Source organism: Agathobaculum sp. TL06 (assembly GCF_054658635.1).
Window position 1 is genome coordinate 1 of record NZ_BAAGGY010000012.1, and the last position, 18885, is coordinate 18885.

19 protein-coding genes and 1 riboswitch are annotated in these 18885 nt (G+C 56.2%); of the genes, 10 read left to right on the plus strand and 9 right to left on the minus strand.

Annotated elements, in window-relative coordinates; translation table 11 throughout:
- The 5 genes from ACYQ3S_RS08460 to deoC form a co-directional block, all read right to left on the minus strand.
- The coding region (locus ACYQ3S_RS08460; RefSeq protein WP_459688472.1) for a creatininase family protein at positions 1-355 on the minus strand (355 nt) is incomplete at its 3' end.
- 26 nt (positions 356-381) lie between these two features.
- Positions 382-1446, minus strand: a complete 1065-nt coding sequence (locus ACYQ3S_RS08465; protein WP_459688474.1) for a zinc-dependent alcohol dehydrogenase — start codon at positions 1444-1446, stop codon at positions 382-384.
- Between the two features lie 41 nt (positions 1447-1487).
- Positions 1488-2558 (minus strand): 2,3-butanediol dehydrogenase, encoded by a 1071-nt coding sequence (locus ACYQ3S_RS08470; protein ID WP_459688476.1) that lies wholly within the window; start codon positions 2556-2558, stop codon positions 1488-1490.
- 265 nt (positions 2559-2823) lie between these two features.
- Complete coding sequence (locus ACYQ3S_RS08475) at positions 2824-4002, minus strand: iron-containing alcohol dehydrogenase (protein ID WP_459688478.1); 1179 nt, start codon at positions 4000-4002, stop codon at positions 2824-2826.
- Positions 4003-4016: 14 nt separating this feature from the next.
- On the minus strand, positions 4017-4733 hold the full coding sequence (deoC, locus tag ACYQ3S_RS08480) for a deoxyribose-phosphate aldolase (RefSeq protein WP_459688479.1): 717 nt from the start codon (positions 4731-4733) through the stop codon (positions 4017-4019).
- A 168-nt stretch (positions 4734-4901) separates the two neighbouring features.
- On the opposite strand from deoC, the gene ACYQ3S_RS08485 reads away from it, so the two are divergent.
- From ACYQ3S_RS08485 to ACYQ3S_RS08515, 7 genes are all read left to right on the plus strand, one after another.
- On the plus strand, positions 4902-5570 hold the full coding sequence (locus ACYQ3S_RS08485) for a Crp/Fnr family transcriptional regulator (protein WP_459688480.1): 669 nt from the start codon (positions 4902-4904) through the stop codon (positions 5568-5570).
- A 383-nt stretch (positions 5571-5953) separates the two neighbouring features.
- Entirely contained in the window at positions 5954-6331 is a 378-nt protein-coding gene (locus ACYQ3S_RS08490; protein ID WP_459688482.1) for a helix-turn-helix domain-containing protein, read from the plus strand.
- Between the two features lie 10 nt (positions 6332-6341).
- The gene (locus ACYQ3S_RS08495) at positions 6342-6893 is read left to right on the plus strand and encodes an RNA polymerase sigma factor (RefSeq protein ID WP_459688484.1); all 552 of its coding nucleotides are present in this window, start codon (positions 6342-6344) and stop codon (positions 6891-6893) included.
- Positions 6886-7620: a DUF4367 domain-containing protein gene (locus ACYQ3S_RS08500; RefSeq protein WP_459688485.1), complete on the plus strand. Its 735-nt coding sequence runs from the start codon at positions 6886-6888 to the stop codon at positions 7618-7620. Before ACYQ3S_RS08495 ends, ACYQ3S_RS08500 begins: the two co-directional genes overlap by 8 nt.
- 58 nt (positions 7621-7678) lie before the next feature.
- The gene (locus ACYQ3S_RS08505) at positions 7679-8104 is read left to right on the plus strand and encodes a hypothetical protein (protein WP_459688487.1); all 426 of its coding nucleotides are present in this window, start codon (positions 7679-7681) and stop codon (positions 8102-8104) included.
- A gap of 302 nt (positions 8105-8406) precedes the next feature.
- Positions 8407-8649, plus strand: coding sequence for a helix-turn-helix transcriptional regulator (locus ACYQ3S_RS08510; RefSeq protein ID WP_082397365.1), 243 nt, complete (start codon positions 8407-8409; stop codon positions 8647-8649).
- Positions 8621-8857 carry a DUF6514 family protein gene (locus tag ACYQ3S_RS08515; RefSeq protein ID WP_459688489.1) on the plus strand — a complete coding sequence of 79 codons (237 nt, stop codon included), beginning with the start codon at positions 8621-8623 and terminating at the stop codon, positions 8855-8857. Before ACYQ3S_RS08510 ends, ACYQ3S_RS08515 begins: the two co-directional genes overlap by 29 nt.
- Positions 8858-8917: 60 nt before the next feature.
- Here ACYQ3S_RS08515 and ACYQ3S_RS08520 read toward each other — a convergent pair whose 3' ends face one another.
- The 3 genes from ACYQ3S_RS08520 to ACYQ3S_RS08530 form a co-directional block, all read right to left on the minus strand.
- Positions 8918-10546: an FAD-dependent oxidoreductase gene (locus ACYQ3S_RS08520; RefSeq protein ID WP_459688491.1), complete on the minus strand. Its 1629-nt coding sequence runs from the start codon at positions 10544-10546 to the stop codon at positions 8918-8920.
- A gap of 31 nt (positions 10547-10577) precedes the next feature.
- The gene (ahpC, locus tag ACYQ3S_RS08525) at positions 10578-11141 is read right to left on the minus strand and encodes an alkyl hydroperoxide reductase subunit C (protein WP_459688493.1); all 564 of its coding nucleotides are present in this window, start codon (positions 11139-11141) and stop codon (positions 10578-10580) included.
- A gap of 281 nt (positions 11142-11422) precedes the next feature.
- Positions 11423-12496: a 6-phosphofructokinase gene (locus ACYQ3S_RS08530; RefSeq protein ID WP_459688495.1), complete on the minus strand. Its 1074-nt coding sequence runs from the start codon at positions 12494-12496 to the stop codon at positions 11423-11425.
- Between the two features lie 203 nt (positions 12497-12699).
- A riboswitch (ZMP/ZTP riboswitch) is annotated at positions 12700-12789 on the plus strand.
- Positions 12790-12862: 73 nt separating this feature from the next.
- Here ACYQ3S_RS08530 and pflB point away from each other — a divergent pair.
- Together pflB and pflA are read left to right on the plus strand one after the other, a co-directional pair.
- On the plus strand, positions 12863-15091 hold the full coding sequence (pflB, locus tag ACYQ3S_RS08535) for a formate C-acetyltransferase (RefSeq protein ID WP_459688496.1): 2229 nt from the start codon (positions 12863-12865) through the stop codon (positions 15089-15091).
- 103 nt (positions 15092-15194) lie between these two features.
- The gene (gene pflA / locus ACYQ3S_RS08540; RefSeq protein WP_459688498.1) at positions 15195-15893 is read left to right on the plus strand and encodes a pyruvate formate-lyase-activating protein; all 699 of its coding nucleotides are present in this window, start codon (positions 15195-15197) and stop codon (positions 15891-15893) included.
- 50 nt (positions 15894-15943) lie between these two features.
- On the opposite strand, the gene ACYQ3S_RS08545 is transcribed toward pflA, so the two are convergent.
- Complete coding sequence (locus tag ACYQ3S_RS08545; protein ID WP_459688499.1) at positions 15944-16501, minus strand: inorganic diphosphatase; 558 nt, start codon at positions 16499-16501, stop codon at positions 15944-15946.
- 212 nt (positions 16502-16713) lie between these two features.
- On the opposite strand from ACYQ3S_RS08545, the gene ppk1 reads away from it, so the two are divergent.
- Entirely contained in the window at positions 16714-18849 is a 2136-nt protein-coding gene (gene ppk1 / locus ACYQ3S_RS08550; RefSeq protein WP_459688502.1) for a polyphosphate kinase 1, read from the plus strand.
- Positions 18850-18885 lie beyond the last annotated feature (36 nt).

Below are 18885 nucleotides of genomic sequence, written 5' to 3' on the forward strand. Positions count from 1 at the left end.
CCGCGTTCCAGAACCCCGCGAACACATACACAAGGTAATCCGCCAGCGTCTCCTCAGGAATGATGATCGTCCCCTTCTGCCCCAGATGGTGATACGGGTGGGAGCCGTACCAGATCGGCTGCGCCACCGTGCAGCCCGTCGCCTTTGCCACCTGCTCGCACAGCCGCGTGTCAAGATAGGTATCCTCTCCAAACGGCGCGCTTGCTCCATGGTTCTCTGTGGAGCCTACCGGAATCAGGATCACGTCGTTCTTCTCCAGACGCTCGCTCACTTCCTTGCGCGTCATGTTCTGATAATAGATACCGTTATCCGCTTCCATATTCCCGCCCTTCGCCGGAATCTCCCATTTGCTCATCTTTTTGTACCTGCCTTTCGTCCTATTCAGTCAAGTCCAAATGTCAACATTACCTTGCGTGCCACATCCTTATGATTGGCTGCCATATCCATCGCTTCCTCCAACCTTTCAAACGGGAAATGATGCGTATTTAGGGCGGCAAAATCATATTTGTCCTTGATTTTGGACATGAAGCGAATCGTCCGCGGGAACCAATGATAGGTGCCGCCGGAACCTGCCAAACGCAGTGTTTTCCATTGTATCTTACCGATTTCAACCGGTACCTTACGGCCGATGGAATGACCTACCATGCCAATACGAGCGCTGTGTCCCGCAATATCGAACACCGACGCAATCCCTGTGTCATTGCCCGAACATTCAATCACCACATCCGCTCCACGACCGTTTGTCAATGCAAGGATCTGTTCTTCAATCGGGCTTTCCGTGGGGTCTAAGACGATGTTCGCGCCATACTGCAGCGCGTTCTCTCTTCGACTTGCAATCGGATCGATTACAACAACTGTCGCACCTGATTCCGCGCACACCATGGCGGCACACAGGCCGATCGGCCCCCCTCCAATAATCGCAACCACATCGGAAGCATCCGGATCACAATGGTTTCCCCAAACTCCCCAGTAGCCGACATTGAATGTTTCTACCCATGCGCCCAACTCATATGTCCAGTCATTAGGGATCACATGCGTATATGCTTCTTCAAGAATCAAATATTCTCCCATACCACCGGGAGAATTAGGGTGAAATCCCACCTCACGCCAGTTCAGACAAGCGGACGGCATTTTCCCGTCTTTACAGTTCGCACAGTTATTGCATGGCAATACGCAGTCTCCTACGACCTTATCTCCAACCTTTACCGAGGTCACTTTACTGCCGACCGCAACCGCTTTGCCCGCCCATTCGTGTCCGGGGGTATATGGCGCGAGATCGTAGCGGCCTTCCGCCGATTTTCCTTCAAAGCACTCAACATCTGAGCCACAAATTCCGCAGGCACCAATCTGAATCAAAATTTGATCCGGTTTCAGTTCCGGCAGCTCCACCTCCTCGATTCGAAGATCAAATGGGCCATACATAAACGCCTGTTTGCATTTCATCATTTTCACCTCATCCAGTCTGTTCCTACTGTTGTGTATTTCCGTTAATCCTCATTGCAAATGACCTGTATCTTCATTTCCTTTTTTTCTTTATTTCTCGCCAGGCACTCAAATCCCTCGGCAACTACGTCCTCCAATGCGATATGTTTTGTAATCAGCTTAGTAACATCAATACGCTTATCTGCCACAAGCTTAATGATATTGTCATAATCATACGGATTGCAGCACCACAAACCTATCATGTTGATATCCTTAAGCGCCCACTGCCAAGGACGCACCTTGACCTCTCCCAAGCTCAATCCACTCTGCACATAGCATCCCTGCTTGCGCATCGCATCAAAGCAAAGGTTAATCCCGCTCTCGCTGCCCGTGCATTCAATGGCAATATCCACACCCAAGCCGTCTGTGCGCCTCATGACCTCATCGAGTACATTCACCTCTGTCACGTTAAATACTTCGCTTGCCCCCAGCTCCAATAATTTCTGGATACGGGCAGGGTGCTTTTCCGTCATATAAACCTTTGCCGCTCCTGCAACAAAAGCGCACATCATATTGAGCGCCGCGATCGGCCCGCCGCCCGTGATCAGTACGGTATCACCCGGCTGCAGATGGGACCGCCGTATACCATACATGGCAAGGCAGGTTGGCTCCACCATAGCGCCCTGTTCGTAGGTCATGTGGTCAGGCATTTTCCGCAGTTGATAATCCTTTACTTTGCAGTACTCCGCAAATCCACCCTCCTTTGTCTGCAGACCAAGACCTGCCTGCACTACACAAAGATGGTGTAAACCACGCTGGCAAAAATAACATTTACCACAGTTTTGCAGCGGAGCGATAACCACACGATCGCCTGACTTCCATCCCGTAACACCTTCTCCCAGTTCGGTTACGACGCCGCACAGCTCATGCCCCATCGTGACGGGTGCAGTCGCACCGGTCAGCGGATCAGGCTTATCCACAGGGATACTGTGTGGTCCTGACATATAGTCATGGATATCTGTCCCACATATCCCGCAGCGCTTGACCTGTATTACGACTTCTCCTGGACCGGCTTTCGGCTTTTCAATATCTTCCACCCTGATATCCCTTGCTGCATACCATCTTGCTGCTTTCATAGCTGCCTCCTTACTCCTGTGGGAGTTGTTCCCAGTTTTATCTTTTTCTACTTTCTTTCGGCGTATTTTCCTTGCCGTGCATTCATAATATACTATTTTTTCAAATGAAGGCTATCACATCAGTGCCGCCTTGCGGGCAGATTTACACATGGCTGCTTATTTTCCTTGATCCGACTGTATTACCCGCCTTTTCTGCCAAAGAAACGCCAAGCGCCTGCAGCAATGCTGCAGGCGCTTGGGCGTCTGTGAACGAAACGAGTCCGCTTTACATGCAGGCATGCACCAATGCATGCACGTCCTCCCGCGTCGGTATCCGGACGTAGTTGGACATATCCCCCTGATAATTTTCAAAAATAAAATCCGCGAATTCCTTCTCCTGCGCCGGCTGCAGGCCATACGTCTGCATGGTCACACGCGCGCCGAGGATGCGCTCGAACAGGCTGTCCAGAATATCCGGCAGGGCAGCGGCCGCCTGCTCCTCCGTTTTGCCGGACAGCGAATGGTCGAACAAACGCGCGATGCGGGCAAGCTTTTCCCTGCCCGCCGGCAGCGTCCAGCGGATGATCTGCGCCGTACACACCGCCAGGCTCGCGCCATGCGGCGCGTTGGTGTAGCCGGACAGGCATTGCCCCAGCACATGCCCGATCGTACAGGGACAGTGTGCGATCGCCAGGCCGCCCAGCATGCTGGCAAAGGCCATATTGCTGCGCGCCTCGATATCCCGCCCGTCCGTACAGCAGGTCAGGATATTTTCCGCGAACAGCCGCATGCTCTCCAGCGCAATCATCTCGGAAAACTTGGTTGCCTTTTTATTGGTATAGGACTCATATGCATGGGCGAACGTATCAATGCCGGTCATCGCGGTCAGCATGGGCGGCGCGTCCAGCGTCAGCGCCGGATCGATGAGCGCCACGGTCGGATACAGGTAAAAGCTGCGGATCGAGCATTTCCGACGCAGCTCGTGATTGGTGACAACCGAATAGATCGTCGCTTCCGCGCCGGTACCCGCTGTTGTCGGCACCGCGATCAGGGGCAACGGCGGAATGGTGATCTCCTCATACGGCCTGGTTTCCAGCGCCGCGTAATCCCAGCTCGAGCGGCCGTTGGTCGCCACCGCAGCGACCGCCTTGCCGATGTCGATGCTGCCGCCGCCGCCCAGCGCCACCACCAGGTCACAACGGTTTTCTACACACGCCGCGGCCTTGGGGTCGATGTCCTCCGCACTGGGGTTGGTCGCCACCGCATAGGTCACAACGGTTTCCACCCCTGCCTCCCGCAGCAGGCTGAGCGCCCGCTCCCCAGCGGGATGTTCCTTGAAAAACGGGTCGATCACGCAATACGCGCGCCGGCCGTATTGCCGGGCGATGCCGCCCAGCTTTTCCAGTGTACCTGCGCCGAATTCCACGATCGTCGGAAAGCGGATAAAGCTTCGCTGCAATGCCATTGCGCTCCCCCCATTCAGTCTCCGGCGTACCGGTCCCAGTCCGTACAGCCCTGCAGGATCTCCACACCCCGGCGGCTGCCCAGGCGCTGCGCGCCCGCATGCAGGAACGCAACCGCGGTGACAAAATCACCGATCGGCCCCGCGGCCTTGACGCCCATATCCGTCCCGACCGTGTCCTTCATCAGCTTGACGTCGCCCAGCACTGCCGCGCCCGAACCGAAGCCCGTGCTGGTCTTGACGTAATCCATTCCTGCCTTTTTCGCAATCTGACAGCTTTTAACAATTTCCTCGCGCGTCAGGTAGCAGCATTCCAGAATCACCTTGACCTCAATACCGTGCTTATGCGCCGCTTCCGCGCAGGCCGCCATATCACGGTACAGCAGGTCCCAGTCGCCCGACTTTGCCGCGCCGATATTCATTACCACATCCACCAGCCCCGCGCCGCGGGCGATCGAATTTTCGATTTCCCTGGCCTTGTCCTCCGGCGTCAGTGTGCCGAACGGGAACGACGCGACCGTTGCGACCTTCACCCCCGTTCCCGCGAAGCGTTCCGCCGCGTATTCGGTGTTGCAGTTGTTCAGGCAGGCGACCCGAAAGCCATACTTGAACACATCTGCGATAAACCGGTCCAGATCACTGCGGGAGGCATACGGCACCAGAAGCGAATGGTCGATTAGCGCGGCCATTTCCGCGACGGTGAACTGTTCCTGTTGAATGACCTCATAAGACATATGACAACTCTCCTTTTCTTTTGTTGTGCTGCAGCGGCCGCTACCCTTACTGTATTCAGCATAGCGCGGCACGGCGCAATAGTTTGTAGCCCCTGCTACAATTCCGGAATTTTCCCTCCCAACCGCCGGACGTCCATGCTATACTATTATAAAAAGGAGGTATCCCTTATGGCTTTGCCGCAGGTTCCGTCCACTCATTTTGATACGCTTTCCGCTTTGGCCCGCGCCGCGGGCATCCCGAAGACGCTGCGCCAGGGGGATATCCTGCATCTGCAGGGGGACGCGCCCACCGGCTTCTATCTGGTGGAGAGCGGCGAGCTGCAGAGCTATGTCATCTCCGAGGAGGGGAAGCAGGTCGTAATCGAGGTGTTCTCCCCCGGCATGCTGTTCGGCGGCGCCTCCTATTTCAATCACCTGCCTCGCCCGACTTCAATCATGGTGAGCACGCCGGCCCGTCTATACCTGTTGCGCCTTGAGGACATCCTGCCGCATCTGCTGCGCTCCCCCGCGCTGATTGAAGCCCTGTGCGGGCTGCTATGCAATTCCATTTTCCCGCTCTCGGTAAAAATTGCGAGCCTGGCCTTCCACACCGCAGACCGCCGCGTGGCCTGCATCCTGCTGGGGCTGGGGCAGCATTTCGGGCAAACCGCGGACGGTGGCTTTTCCATCCCTTACACCCACCAGAACATCGCCGACCTGGCAGGCATTAACCGTGTGACCGCCACCCGCGTGCTGCGGTTTTTCGAGCGAAAGCATTGGCTCGCGCTGCATTACAAGCAGATCGATGTATGCGCCCCCCGCGCGCTGCAGGCATTTCTGGCCTCCCCCGCGCGGTAAAAAAACAGGCCGCCGCCGCGGCCTGTTTTTCTTTTGCGCCGGCCGCGCTTTACCGTATTGTCCCGCGCGTGCCGGATGTGAAATTCCATTTATTGATTACCTATGAAAAATATGGTATAATTGGACGAAAAAGCATGAAATAACCATTTAATTTACCAGAATAATACTATTATATACAGTTTCTTCATTTTATTTTTTTGTTGTTTCAGCGAAAATTCCTTATATTCCCAGAACTACCGCTGTGATTTGTATAAAAGTTCCGTTTCTTACAAGTCACATCATTAAATTACCGCTTATTGTTGGCTTATTTCCGTTAAACGACTTCTACAATCGGAGTCTTTGGGGAATCTATGTTGTATCATCAATGCAAGAGGTGATTCTCCATGTACTCTCATTTTATTGGCCAGCGCATCACGCAGCTTCGGCTTGAGAAGGATATATCCGAATACCAGCTCTCTTTGGAGTTAGGCTTGAGCAAAAGCTATATTCAGGGGATCACTTCGGGTAAATCGCAGCCTTCCATCAAGCAGCTGCTCAATATATGCGACTATTTCGGTATCACGCCCGCTCAGTTTTTCGATACCGATCCGGCGTCCACGCTGCTGTTCAACGAAACGGTCAACGCACTGAAAGAACTCAGCGATACCGATATCCAACTGATCCTGCACTTTGCTCAGCGCATACAGGAGCTTACCCCCAAAAGTATAGCCGGTCTTCCGGCGCTGCCGTTTTCCGATCCCCCCATCATCCCACAGAAATGAGTATGCTGACATGATATCTTCTCTTTTCTCCAAAACCGAAGAAAATGACCCCGCATCACAAGCTCTGCTCATCCATCTCTATGCGGACCACTATGGTCTATGGGTGAGCAAGCTGAGTTCGTTTTCCGGCATCGGTGATGTAAACGACATCATTCAGGACACCTTTGTGGCGATGCTTTCCAAGACCGAACTGCTGAAAACACTTCCTGAGTCCAAGCAGATCGCCTATATAACCAAATCACTCCTTAACCGTGCGCGGCGGGTGTATGCCAACCGGATCCGTTACAAGATAACGGATGAAATTGAAACCGATCTGGCGGACCGGTCGATCGATCCGGCGCTGCTGTTTGATAAAAAGGCAACCACTGAAGCATTCCGGCGCGCGTTGGAGCGCTTGAGCGACCGTGACCGCGAGCTGCTGCTCGACAAATACTTTGCGGACTTGCCCGACGCCGCGATTGCGGATTTGGTCGGGCTCAAGCCGGCGTCTATCAGAAGCGCTCTGACCAGAGCGCGACGGGCTTTGAAAAAGGAACTGGAAAAGGAGCTCGAAGATGAGTAACGACTCTTTTGAACATAAAGGGACAGACAAGGAAGCGGAACTCCAAAACCATCTGGAGGAGGCTTATCTGCGCCTGATGATGCAAAAATATATGGAGCAGTACGGGGAAGAACTGCTCGAAGAAGAGAAAAACCTGCCGGACAGCGTACCCAAGCAGCCGACCGAGGCGCAGATTCAGCAGTTGAAGAACAAGCTGGCGCAGGCTGCCCAAAAGTCCGCGCCCCCGAAGCGGCGCCGTATTGCAAAGCGGCTTATTCCGGTGGCGGCGGTGCTGATCGCGCTGTTTTTAGCCACCTTGGCGAACGCTGGAGCGAGGTCGAAATTTTTTAATTTCTTTAATACGAATGGTTCATTCTCTACAGAATATAAAGCTCAAGATTTTTCTAATAGAAGTTATGTCTTTAGCTATTTGCCTAACGGTTTTAGCGAACATCTTTATGAATACAACGATGATACTATCAGGGCATATTTTGTTAATATTCATAATGAAGACGAATACATACTGCTTAATATAGCTGAAGCTGGACAAGTATTACTTGCAGATACAGAAGATGCTCAAAACATCTCTGTTGTCGATATTAATGGAATGGCTGGAGAACTTTCTGAAAAGGATGGTTTATATAGTCTTGTATGGTCAGATGTATCTACCGCCTCTACTTTCTTATTGCAATCAAGTATAGATAAAAATGAACTAATTAAAATGGCAGAAGGAATAGAGCAAAATTAATTGGTGCAATTTTTACTTTCCTGTATTTATTAATTGGAGGATAAATCAGGAGGGTAAAATGAAAAAAAGAATATTGTCTATTTTTGCAGTCTTTTGTTTTGTTTTAAATTTAAATATTGCAATGGCCGCAAATGTATCCACTAAAGACGATGGCGATATTGAATTAATGTACGAACAAGTTATGAATATGTCTGCAAAGCTTAATATTTCCTCATATGGGCAGGCAACATGTACTGGAACTGTAAGTGTTCGCCCTGGCTATAATGTACGTCTTACAATTGAACTTTTAAAAATGGAAAATAATTCTTGGACCTCTATTAAATCTTGGGTCCATACAGGTTCCGGTGTTTTGGGAGTCAATGAAAGTGAGACTTACTGGGTTGACCACGGAACATATACAACTAAGATAACTGCTTATGTAACTGATTCAAATGGGAACTACGTTGAGTCCCCTACCGCAACTTCATTAATTAAGGAATACTAAAATATAAAAATAAAAAAACATCCTCCACCCATCCTGAAAGGCTTGCCTCCGCGCAAGCCTTTCTTTTTCCATATATTGTATGATTTCAAAAAAATTTGTATATTTTTCCTGCAACCGCATAGAAATTCAATCGACAAATATCGCGCTTTCATTCAGGATTTTCGACACAATTTTCTGTTATTATTCCGCTAATCATTGGATTAACAGGAAATATTCGTCATTTTCCACAACCTGAACCATGAGTTCGTTTCTGTTTCATTTTTCGTGGTTTATGTTTCCTCTAAAGAAGGAGGTAATAAACCATGTCTCTAAATTCTACAATTTCTCGCGAACTCTTCAAAGCGCGCACCCAGCACGGCTGGACGCAGCAACAGGTCGCGGAGGCGGCCTCGATCTCGGTACGCTGGTACCAGCATATTGAAAAAGGGACGCATCTTCCCAGTACGCCTGTTATGCTCCGGCTGATCATCCTACTCGAAATTGATGTCACGTCATTTACCCAGGAGGTCGGTCTCAATGCCACAGCTTCAGTATTATCCTGTTAGAGAAACGCTCTTTTCCGCGGAGGCCGGAACACGCTATGTCTCTTTCGGCCTGCGCTGCTGCGCGCCGGAACAGGGCGCCCCGCAGCTTGCTTTTATCCCCGACGTTTCTTGCGACGAGGCTTTTGTCCGCGGCCTTGCGGACAGGTTCACTAAGCATCAGCTATCACCCTGTCATTTTCTCGACGCGGTGCTGGATTCCCTTTGCTGAATCCAGACCAGCCGCATAAAACAGCGCCGAAGCGGCCCTACAGCCGTTCCGGCGCTTTGTTTATCCTTTTTGTTCGTTCCGTATCAGGTCCATCACCTGCGCCATGTTCTTTTTGCCGAATGAAACCTTGCCGTCATTGACGACCAGACACGGTACGCTCATTACATGGTATTGCTCCCGCAGCGTGGGGAAATGGTTCAGGTCATATACCTCCGCGGAAACCAGCGGACTTTCCGCTGCAATGCGCTGCGCCGCCGTGACCAACTCCGGACACATCGTGCAGGACAGGGAAACCAGTATCTTCAGCTCGACCGGCTTGTCCAGCGCTTCCACCGCCGCCTTTACCGCAGGCTCGATGGCCTGCCCCGGCCCTGCCGCGTTGTACAGCCCCAGAACGAACGAGGTAAACTCATGCCCGCCCGGCACGCCGTGGAACGCAAGGCCGGTCGGCGCGCCGTCCGCACGGCAGATGCGGACAAACGGCCGGTCCGCCGCTTCGGACTGTACCACTTCGACCGACAGCTTATCGGTCAGTCCGGCCAGTTCCTCCATATAGGCTTTCAGTTCCGCCGAAACCGGACGGTCGTCCAAATACAGACACAGCCGCAGCGGGGACGCCATCTTGTCAAACACCGTATGAAGCTGCGCCAGCATATCAGCGGAGAACAGGCCGCCCTCCGCCGCCTGCGCTGCCTGTGCGAGCGGTTCCGGCTCCATCTGCGGCTTTTGCGGGATCAGCCCTGTTTTTCGCTGCAGCTCGGCCGCGCAGCGCTCCATCTCGGTCGCCGCGAGCGCACCGTCACCGACCGCGGTCACAACCTGACGCAGGCTTTTCACGCAGACATCGCCCGCCGCATACACCCCGGGAAGCGTGGTGCGCTGGCACGCATCGGTCACAACATAGCCCTGTGCGTTCAGCTCCGCCTTGCCTTGCAGCAGCGCGGTATCCGGCTGGTAGCCCGCAAACACAAACACGCCGAACGTATCCCCCTCGGGCGGGCGGTACTCGGTGACCTCGCCGGTCTGGCTGTTGCGGTAGCGCAGGTAACGCAGCGCCGTATCGCCCGACACCTCCTCCACCTGGGTATGCGTCCGTACGGTGATCTTCTCGTGGCTGCGCGCCGCAGCCGCCGCAGACGGCGCGCACTTGAAATCGTCGCCCCGTATCAGGATGGTGACATGCCTGGCATACTTGGTCAGGAACACACCCTCCTCCGCGGCCGCGAAGCCGCCGCCGACCACAAAAACATCCTTGCCGGTGAAAAACTCGCCGTCGCAGGTGGCGCAGTACGCCACGCCATGCCCACGAAACGCCTCCTCGCCCTGAAAACCGACCATCCGCGGGTGCGCACCGGTCGCCAGCAGGACACAGAAGCACCGCAGGTCGCCCCGACTGGTGCGGACCGTTTTGATATCCCCGTCCAGTTCAAGCTCCGTTACCTCGGCCAGCAGGAATTCCGCGCCGAAGCGCTGCGCCTGCTTGCGCATTGTTTCGGTCAGGTCCGCGCCGCTGGCGCGCTCCACCCCGGGATAGTTGACCACCTCGGCCGTAATCGTGATCTGCCCGCCGAACTGCGCTTTCTCCACAACCAGTACGCGATAACGCGCACGCGCCAGATATAATGCCGCCGTCAATCCGGCCGGACCGCCGCCGACAACAACGGCGTCGTACAAAACATCCTGATTCATCTTATGCTCTCCCGCGTTTTCCGCGCCGCCCTTACAACTGGCCGACCAGGTCCAGGCTGGGCTTGAGCGTTTCCGCGCCCGGCTGCCACTTGGCCGGACACACCTCGTCGCCATGCTCGGCAACAAACTGGCTCGCCTGTACGCGGCGGAACAGCTCGTCCGCGTTGCGGCCCACATTCCCCGCCGTTACCTCGTAAGCAACGATCCGGCCCTCCGGATTGACGATAAAGCTGCCGCGCTCCGCCAGGCCGTCCTTCTTGATATACACCTCAAAGTCCTTTGCCAGCGCGTGCGTCGGGTCTGCCAGCATCGGGTATTCGATCTTCTTGATACGGTCGGAGGTGTCGTGCCATGCCTTGTGGACAAAATGCGTGTCACAGGACACCGCGTAGATCTCGCATCCGACGGCCTTGAACTCCGCGTACTTGTTGGCCAGGTCCTCCAGCTCGGTCGGACACACAAAGGTGAAATCCGCGGGGTAGAAGAAAAACACACTCCACTTGCCAAGGATATCCTTTTTGGTCACGGTATGAAACGCATTATTCTGATAGGACTGCACGGAAAAATCGCTGATTTCCTTATGAATCAAAGACATAAACAAAACTCCTTTTTTATTTTTTAGTTAGCATTAGCTAACTTATTTTTGATTATATATCTCATTTAATAGTTTGTCAAGTTTAGACGGGGATATCCTTATCATTCTGGAAAAATTCCGGCATTGGCCCTGTTTTACCGCGCGGGAGCTTATGAACTCTGCCCAAAAACGGATATTTTCCGCCGCGCCGCCCTGTTAGCATGTCCGGACGCTTTTGTTTTATCCGTTTTCGGCAAAAAAGCACCGGAGCATAGCTCCGGTGCTTTTTCATCCATTTCGGGTCAGTCCCCCATGGACAGCCCCAGATCGCGCGCCGCCTGCACGATATCGCTGTCCGGCGGGACGGTCTTGAGCTTGCCCGCCACTTCGGACAGCGGCACGGGGACGATCTTATCGTCCTGCACCGCGACCATGTTGCCGAACTTCCCGTCGCGGATCATCTGGGCCGCCGCCACGCCCAGGCGGCTGGTCAGCAGGCGGTCCGCCGGACAGGGCGCGCCGCCGCGCTGGTAATGGCCGGGGATGGTCACGCGGATTTCCTGGCCGGTCAACTCCTTCAGTTCCTCCGCGATCCGGTAGGAGATCGAGGGATACGGCATGGCTTCCCGCGCAGCCTTGAACTCCTTTTTGCTCATTTTCGCCTCCTCCTGGCTGATCGCGCCCTCGGCGACCGCGAGGATGGAGAAGCGTTTGCCGCTTTTTTCGCGCTTCTGGATGGCCTTGGCAATCGCCTTGGCGCTGTACGGGATTTCCGGAATAATGATTACATCTGCGCCGGACGCGATGCCCGCGTACAGCGTCAGCCAGCCCGCCTTATGCCCCATGACCTCCACAATGAACACACGCGAATGCGAGAACGCGGTCGAGTGGATGGAATCGATAACCGTTGTCGCGATATCGACCGCGGACTGGAAGCCGAACGTCATCTCCGTCCCCCACAGGTCGTTATCGATCGTTTTGGGCAGCGTCACCACATGAACACCATGCTCGGACAGCAGATTCGCGGTCTTGTGCGTGCCGTTGCCGCCCAGGATCACCAGGCAGTCGAACTTGGCCTCCTTAATGGTTTTGAGCATTTTCTCGAGCTTGGTCTCCTCGTTCTCCTCCGCCTTGAGCATGGATTTGAACGGCTGGCGCGAGGTGCCGAGAATGGTGCCGCCCACCGTCAGGATATCCGAAAAATCGGATTCCTTCATCGCATGGTAATCCCCCTCGATCAGCCCGCGGTAGCCGTCCCGAATCCCGTACAGGGTCAGCTTGTCCCCAAATTCGTTATACAGCGTCTTCGCCACGCCGCGCAGCGCGGCGTTCAAGCCCTGGCAGTCGCCGCCGCTTGTCAGCATTCCGATTCTCATGGCAGTTCTTCCTCCCATTCGTTTTTATATCCTTATCATACGCTATTTTCCCCCGCTTGTGAAGAGCTTACCCAAGGTTTTACACAGTTTTGCATTTGTCCGCTTTTTGACGGGGCGGGCAGACTATGCTGTTTTTTTCACAGAAATTTTGTCAGTTTCGGCAGTTGCCTTTCCCTGCCCGCTATGATATCCTAAAGCCATGACAGATTCCCTGCAACTGACGGGCAAGGTGGAGCGCAAACCACCGGGAAGCAGGGGTTCCGCAATAAATGCCGACCGTCTGGGCAGTGTCGCAAGCAACAAGCGATGCTGCCCTTTTTTGCATGCAGAAAAGGGCAGCCGGACCAGGAAAAGGAGAAGCGATCAATGAACGCATGGCACAACTTCACCGGCGGCGATTGGCAGAAGGAGATCAACGTCCGCGACTTTATTCAGAAAAACTACACCCCCTATGACGGCGACGGCGCCTTCCTCGCACCCGCGACCGAACGCACCGTGCGGATGCGCGAAAAATTCGACGCCCTGCTCGCGGCGGAACGCGAAAAGGGCGGCGTGCTGAATATCGATACCGAAACCGTTATCACGATCGACGCATTCGGCCCGGGCTATCTGGACCGGGAAAACGAGGTCATCGTCGGCCTGCAGACCGACGAGCCGCTCAAGCGCGCCTGCAACCCGTTCGGCGGCATGCGCATGGTGCGCGACGCCTGCAAGGCCTACGGCTATGAGGTTTCCCCCAGGATTGAGGAGGCATTCCGGCATCACAAAACGCATAACGACGGCGTGTTCTCCGCCTATACGCGGGATGTGCGCGAGGCGCGGCACGTCGGCCTGCTGACCGGCCTGCCGGATGCCTACGGCCGCGGGCGCATCATCGGGGACTACCGCCGCGCCGCGCTGTACGGCGTGGACCGCCTGATCGCGGAAAAGCAGAAGGACAAGGATGCCCTGGGCGGGGTCCCGACCACTGAACAGGAGATCCGCTGCGCGGAAGAGCTGTCCGACCAGATCAAGGCGCTCAAGGACATGGTCAAAATGGCCGCGTCCTACGGCTTTGATATCGCCCGCCCCGCCGAAAACGCGCGGGAGGCGGTTCAATGGCTGTACTTCGCCTACCTGGCGGGCATCAAGGAGCAGAATGGCGCGGCGATGAGCCTGGGCCGCACCTCCACCTTTCTGGATATCTACTTCGAGCGCGACCTGCGCGCGGGCGTGCTGACCGAAGCCCAGGCGCAGGAGATCATGGACGATTTCGTGCTGCACCTGCGCATGGCGCGCCACCTGCGCACGCCGGAATACAACGAGCTGTTCGGCGGCGACCCGATGTGGATCACCGAGGCGGTCGGCGGCGTGGGTAAGGACGGCCGCCATATGGTCACGAAAAACAGCTACCGCATGCTGAACACGCTGTATAACCTCAACCCCGCAGCCGAGCCCAATCTGACCGTGCTGTGGAGCGAGCGGCTGCCCGAAAACTGGAAGCGGTTTATTGCCAGGGTGTCGATCGATACGGACGCGCTGCAGTACGAAAACGACGATGTGATGCGCCCCTACTACGGCGACGACTACGCGATCGCCTGCTGTGTTTCCGCGATGCGCGTGGGCAAGGACATGCAGTTCTTCGGCGCGCGCGCCAATATCGCCAAGCTGATGCTGCTCGCGATCAACGGCGGTCGGGACGAAAACAAATTTGAGCAGGTCGGTCCGGAAATGCCGGTTTACGAGGGCGAATATCTGGATTATAATGAAGTTATGAGGCGGATGGATTTTTACCGCCCGTGGCTGGCCAAAACCTATGTTTCGGCCATGAACACCATCCACTATATGCACGACAAGTACGCCTATGAGAAAAGCCAGATGGCGCTGCACGACACCGAGGTGCGCCGCCTGATGGCGTTCGGCATCGCGGGCATGAGCTGCATGGCGGACTCCCTCTCGGCGATCCGCTATGCCAGGGTGCGCCCGATCCGCCATCCGGAAAACGGTGTCATCGTCGATTTTGAGATCGAGGGCGATTTTCCCCGCTTCGGCAACGACGACGATCGGGCCGACCAGATCGCGTGCGAGCAGGTGCGCAAATTCTACGAAGCCCTCTGCGCGTTCCCGCTGTATCGCGGCGCGGTGCATACGCTGTCCATTTTGACCATCACCTCCAACGTGATGTATGGCAAAAAGACCGGCAACACGCCGGACGGTCGCCGCAGGGGCGAGCCGCTGGCGCCCGGCGCGAACCCGATGAGCGGGCGCGACGCCTCCGGCGCGCTGGCGTCGCTCAATTCGGTTGCCAAGCTCAGCTATGAATACTGCCGCGACGGCATCTCCAACACGTTTTCGATCACGCCGGACGCGCTCGGCAAGACCGAGGACACGCGCATCGGCAACCTAATCTCCATCCTGTCCGGCTACTTTGCGCAGAAGGCCCACCATCTCAATGTGAACGTCCTCCATCGGGAAACGCTTCTGGCGGCCTACGAGCATCCGGAGCAGTACCCCAACCTGACCATCCGCGTTTCCGGCTATGCGGTCAATTTCTACAAGCTCAGCCGCGAGCAGCAGCGCGAGGTCATCTCCCGCACCTTCCACGAGGCGGTATAACTTCCGCCTGAATTCAAAGGCTTCCCGCAGCGGCTTTTGCCGGTACTTCCCGCTTTTGCGGCGGGGCTATCCGTTTCTATCCCACCAGAAAGGTTGTGCAACGATGACCGGACGCATCCACTCCATCCAATCGCTCGGCGCGGTAGACGGGCCGGGCATACGATATGTCGTGTTCCTGCAGGGCTGCCCGCTGCGCTGCGTCTACTGCCACAATCCGGACACCTGGGCGGCAGAGGGCGGCGACACGGTTGAAGCGGACGCGCTGGTTCAAAAGGCGCTGCGCTGCCGCGCTTACTGGGGCGATTCCGGCGGCGTGACGGTATCGGGCGGCGAGCCGCTGCTGCAGGCGCCGTTTGTGGAGGAATTTTTCGCAAAGCTTCAGGCGCAGGGCGTGCATACCGCGCTCGACACCTCCGGCGTCGGCAGCCTTGCCGCGGCCGAGCGTGTGCTGCGCCATACCGATCTGGTGCTGTGCGACCTGAAATTCCTCACCCAGGCGGACTATCTCCAATACTGCCGCGCCGAGCTCACGCAGGTGGAACGCTTTTTGCAGCTCACCGCCATGAAGGGCATCCCGCTCTGGATCCGGCATGTGGTCGTCCCCGGCCTGACGGACAGCCTGGAGCATCTGCGGCTGGTCAAGGCAAAGGCGGAAAGCTATCCCAATCTGGAAAAGCTGGAGTTTCTGCCGTTCCACAAGCTCTGCCTGGAAAAATACGACCGGCTGGGGCTGGAATTCCCCTTGCGCGACACCCCGGCCATGAACGACGCCTGGCTCAAGCTGCTGCTCGACAAGCTGTAATAATAAAAAGAGAGGGAACGCCCGTTCCCTCTCTTTTTTACACCGCCCTGTCAGCGCTCCTCTTTTTCCGGCCGGCGGCCGCAGAAATGCACCTCGTACCGGTCCATGCAGGCTTGGATCACCTCTACCGCGGTCTCCCGATTGAGCGCGTCCGACGTGGCCGTATGCTTATGCTCCAGGCCCTTGTACACCTCAAAAAAGTGCGATATCTCGCTGCCATAGTGCGGAGGAAGCTGGTCGATATCGTGATAAAAATTCCAGGTCGGGTCCTCATACGGGATCGCGATGATCTTATCGTCGATCTCGTCGTCGTCAATCATGCGGATCACGCCGATCGGATAGCATTCCACCTCGACCAGCGGGTCGAGCGATTCCGTACACAGCACCAGTACGTCGAGCGGGTCCCCGTCGTCCGCATAGGTGCGCGGGATAAAGCCGTAGTTGGCCGGATAATGCGTGGAGGTATACAGGATGCGGTCGAGCCGCAGCAAGCCGGTTTCCTTATCCAGCTCATACTTTTTCTTGCTGCCGGCCGGAATCTCGATCACAGCCGTAAAGCGCCCCGGCGATATGTAGCGCGGGTTAATGTCGTGCCAAATGTTTCTCATGCCACGTCTTCCTTTCTCTTTTTTCCAGTGTATCAAATCCTCTCCCTTTCCGCAAGTCTTACGCTGCTGGAAAACGCGCATTATTTTACGCGGTTTTTACAAAATACTCATTGTATGGGCGCGGAAATACGGTATAATAATAGTACGATATTATAATGCAAGCCGTGTGCGCATTCCGCCGCGGCCCTGTGTGGGGAAAAGAGGGATACAGCATGACACAGGCGATTTGGGAACAGGGTTATACACAAAACCGCGAGCTGTCGTGGCTGCAGTTCAACGCACGCGTGCTGGCCGAGGCGGAGGATGAGAGCGTCCCCCTGCTTGAACGGCTGAAGTTTCTTTCCATATTCACCAGCAATCTGGACGAATTTTTTATGATCCGCGTCGGCAGCCTGGACGACATGGCAGCGGTCGATAAAACCCGCATTGACAACAAATCCGGCATGACCGCCCGCGAGCAGCTCCGCCGCATTTACACGGCGGTGGAGCCGCTGTACGAGCGGCGGGACGCCGCGTTTTCCGACGTTGAGCGCCGGCTGCGCGGCGAGGGCCTGTGCCGGCTGCGCATCAGCGAGCTGGACGCGGCGGGCCAGAAGTACATCAAGCACTATTTCAAAAATGTGATGGCGCCCGTGCTGTCGCCGCAGATCGTGGATTCGCACCATCCTTTTCCGCATCTGGAGGGCAAGGTGCTGCACATCGCCGCGCTGCTGGCCCATAAGAAAAACGAGCGCCTCGGCCTGCTGCCCGTACCCGCCTCGCTGCCTGCGCTGGTGTTCCTGCCCGGCCAGTCCGGGCAGTACGTTCCGGTCGAGGATATCCTGCTCGAATACGCGGACCATGTGTTCGAGATGTACGACGTGCTGGAAAAAACCGTGTTCTGCGTCACCCGCAACGCGGATATCAATCCGGACGACGAAACCTTCGGCGCAGAGGAGGGGGACTTCCGCAAACGGATGGAAAAGCTCCTGCGCCAGCGCCGCCGCATGGCCGTGGTGCGCGTTGAGCTCAACCGCCCGATCAGCGACCATTTCAAGGAATACTTCCGCACCCGCTTCGAGGTGGCCGACGCGCAGATCTTCCTGTCGCGTCGGGCGCCGCTCAAAATGGCGTATGCGTTCACCCTGGGCGAGCACCTGCCGGAAAAACAACGCGCCGCGCTTTCCGACCCGCCGTTCACGCCGCAACAGCCGGGCATGCTGCCCGCCGGCCAAAGCCTGCTCAAAGCGGCGCTCAAAAAGGACATTCTGCTTTCCTACCCTTACGAAACCATGGAGCCGTTCCTGCAGATGATCCGCGAGGCTGCGGGCGACCCGCACGTCGTCTCCATCCGCATCACGATTTACCGTCTTGCGCGCAAGGCCAAGCTGGTCGAATACCTGTGCGCGGCCGCGGAAAACGGCAAGGATGTGACCGTGCTGATCGAGCTGCGCGCCCGTTTCGACGAGCAGAACAACATCGACTGGTCCGAACGGCTGGAGGAGGCCGGCTGCAAGATCATCTACGGCTTTGAGGACTACAAGGTCCACTCCAAAATCTGCCTGATCACCCGCCAGGACCGCGCGGGCCTGCGCTATATCACCCAGGTCGGCACGGGCAATTACAACGAAAAAACCGCCGCGCAGTATACCGACGTGTCGCTCATCACCTCCAACGAGCACATCGGCATGGACGCGGGCGCGTTTTTCAACAACATGGCGCTGGGCAATCTGGAGGGGAAATACGAGCGCCTGCTCGTCGCGCCCAACAGCTTCAAGAACCATATCCTCGCGCTGATGGACGAGCAGATCGCCAAGGGCGGCGAGGGCTACATCCTGCTCAAGTTCAACTCCCTGACCGATATCGATGTGATCGAAAAGCTGCGGCAGGCGTCCTGCGCGGGCGTTCGGGTCGAAATGATCGTGCGCGGCATCTGCTGCCTGCTGCCCGGCGTCAAGGGCCATACGGAAAACGTTTCGGTCACCAGCATCGTCGGCCGTTTCCTCGAACATTCCCGCATCTTTGTATTCGGCCGCGGCGCGGATGAAAAAATGTATATCTCCTCGGCCGACCTGATGACGCGCAATACCGAGCGCCGCGTCGAAATCGCCTGCCCGATCGACAGCCAGGAGGTCCGTGCTCGCCTGCATGACATCTTATACGCCATGCAGCATGACACCGTTAAGGCACGCGTCCTGCAGCCGGACGGGACGTACTGCAAAAAGCCGGCCGTCCCCGATCCGGTGTGCGCGCAGGCGCTGCTCATGCAGCAGGCGATTTCCGAAGCGCACCAGCAGGCGGCCAATCCCGCGCCGCCGGCGCCCGGTTGGAAAAAATTTCTCCATCATCTGTTCGGCGGCGGGGACTGACCCCGCGCCCGATCCCCCAAAGCAGAAAAAAAGCGG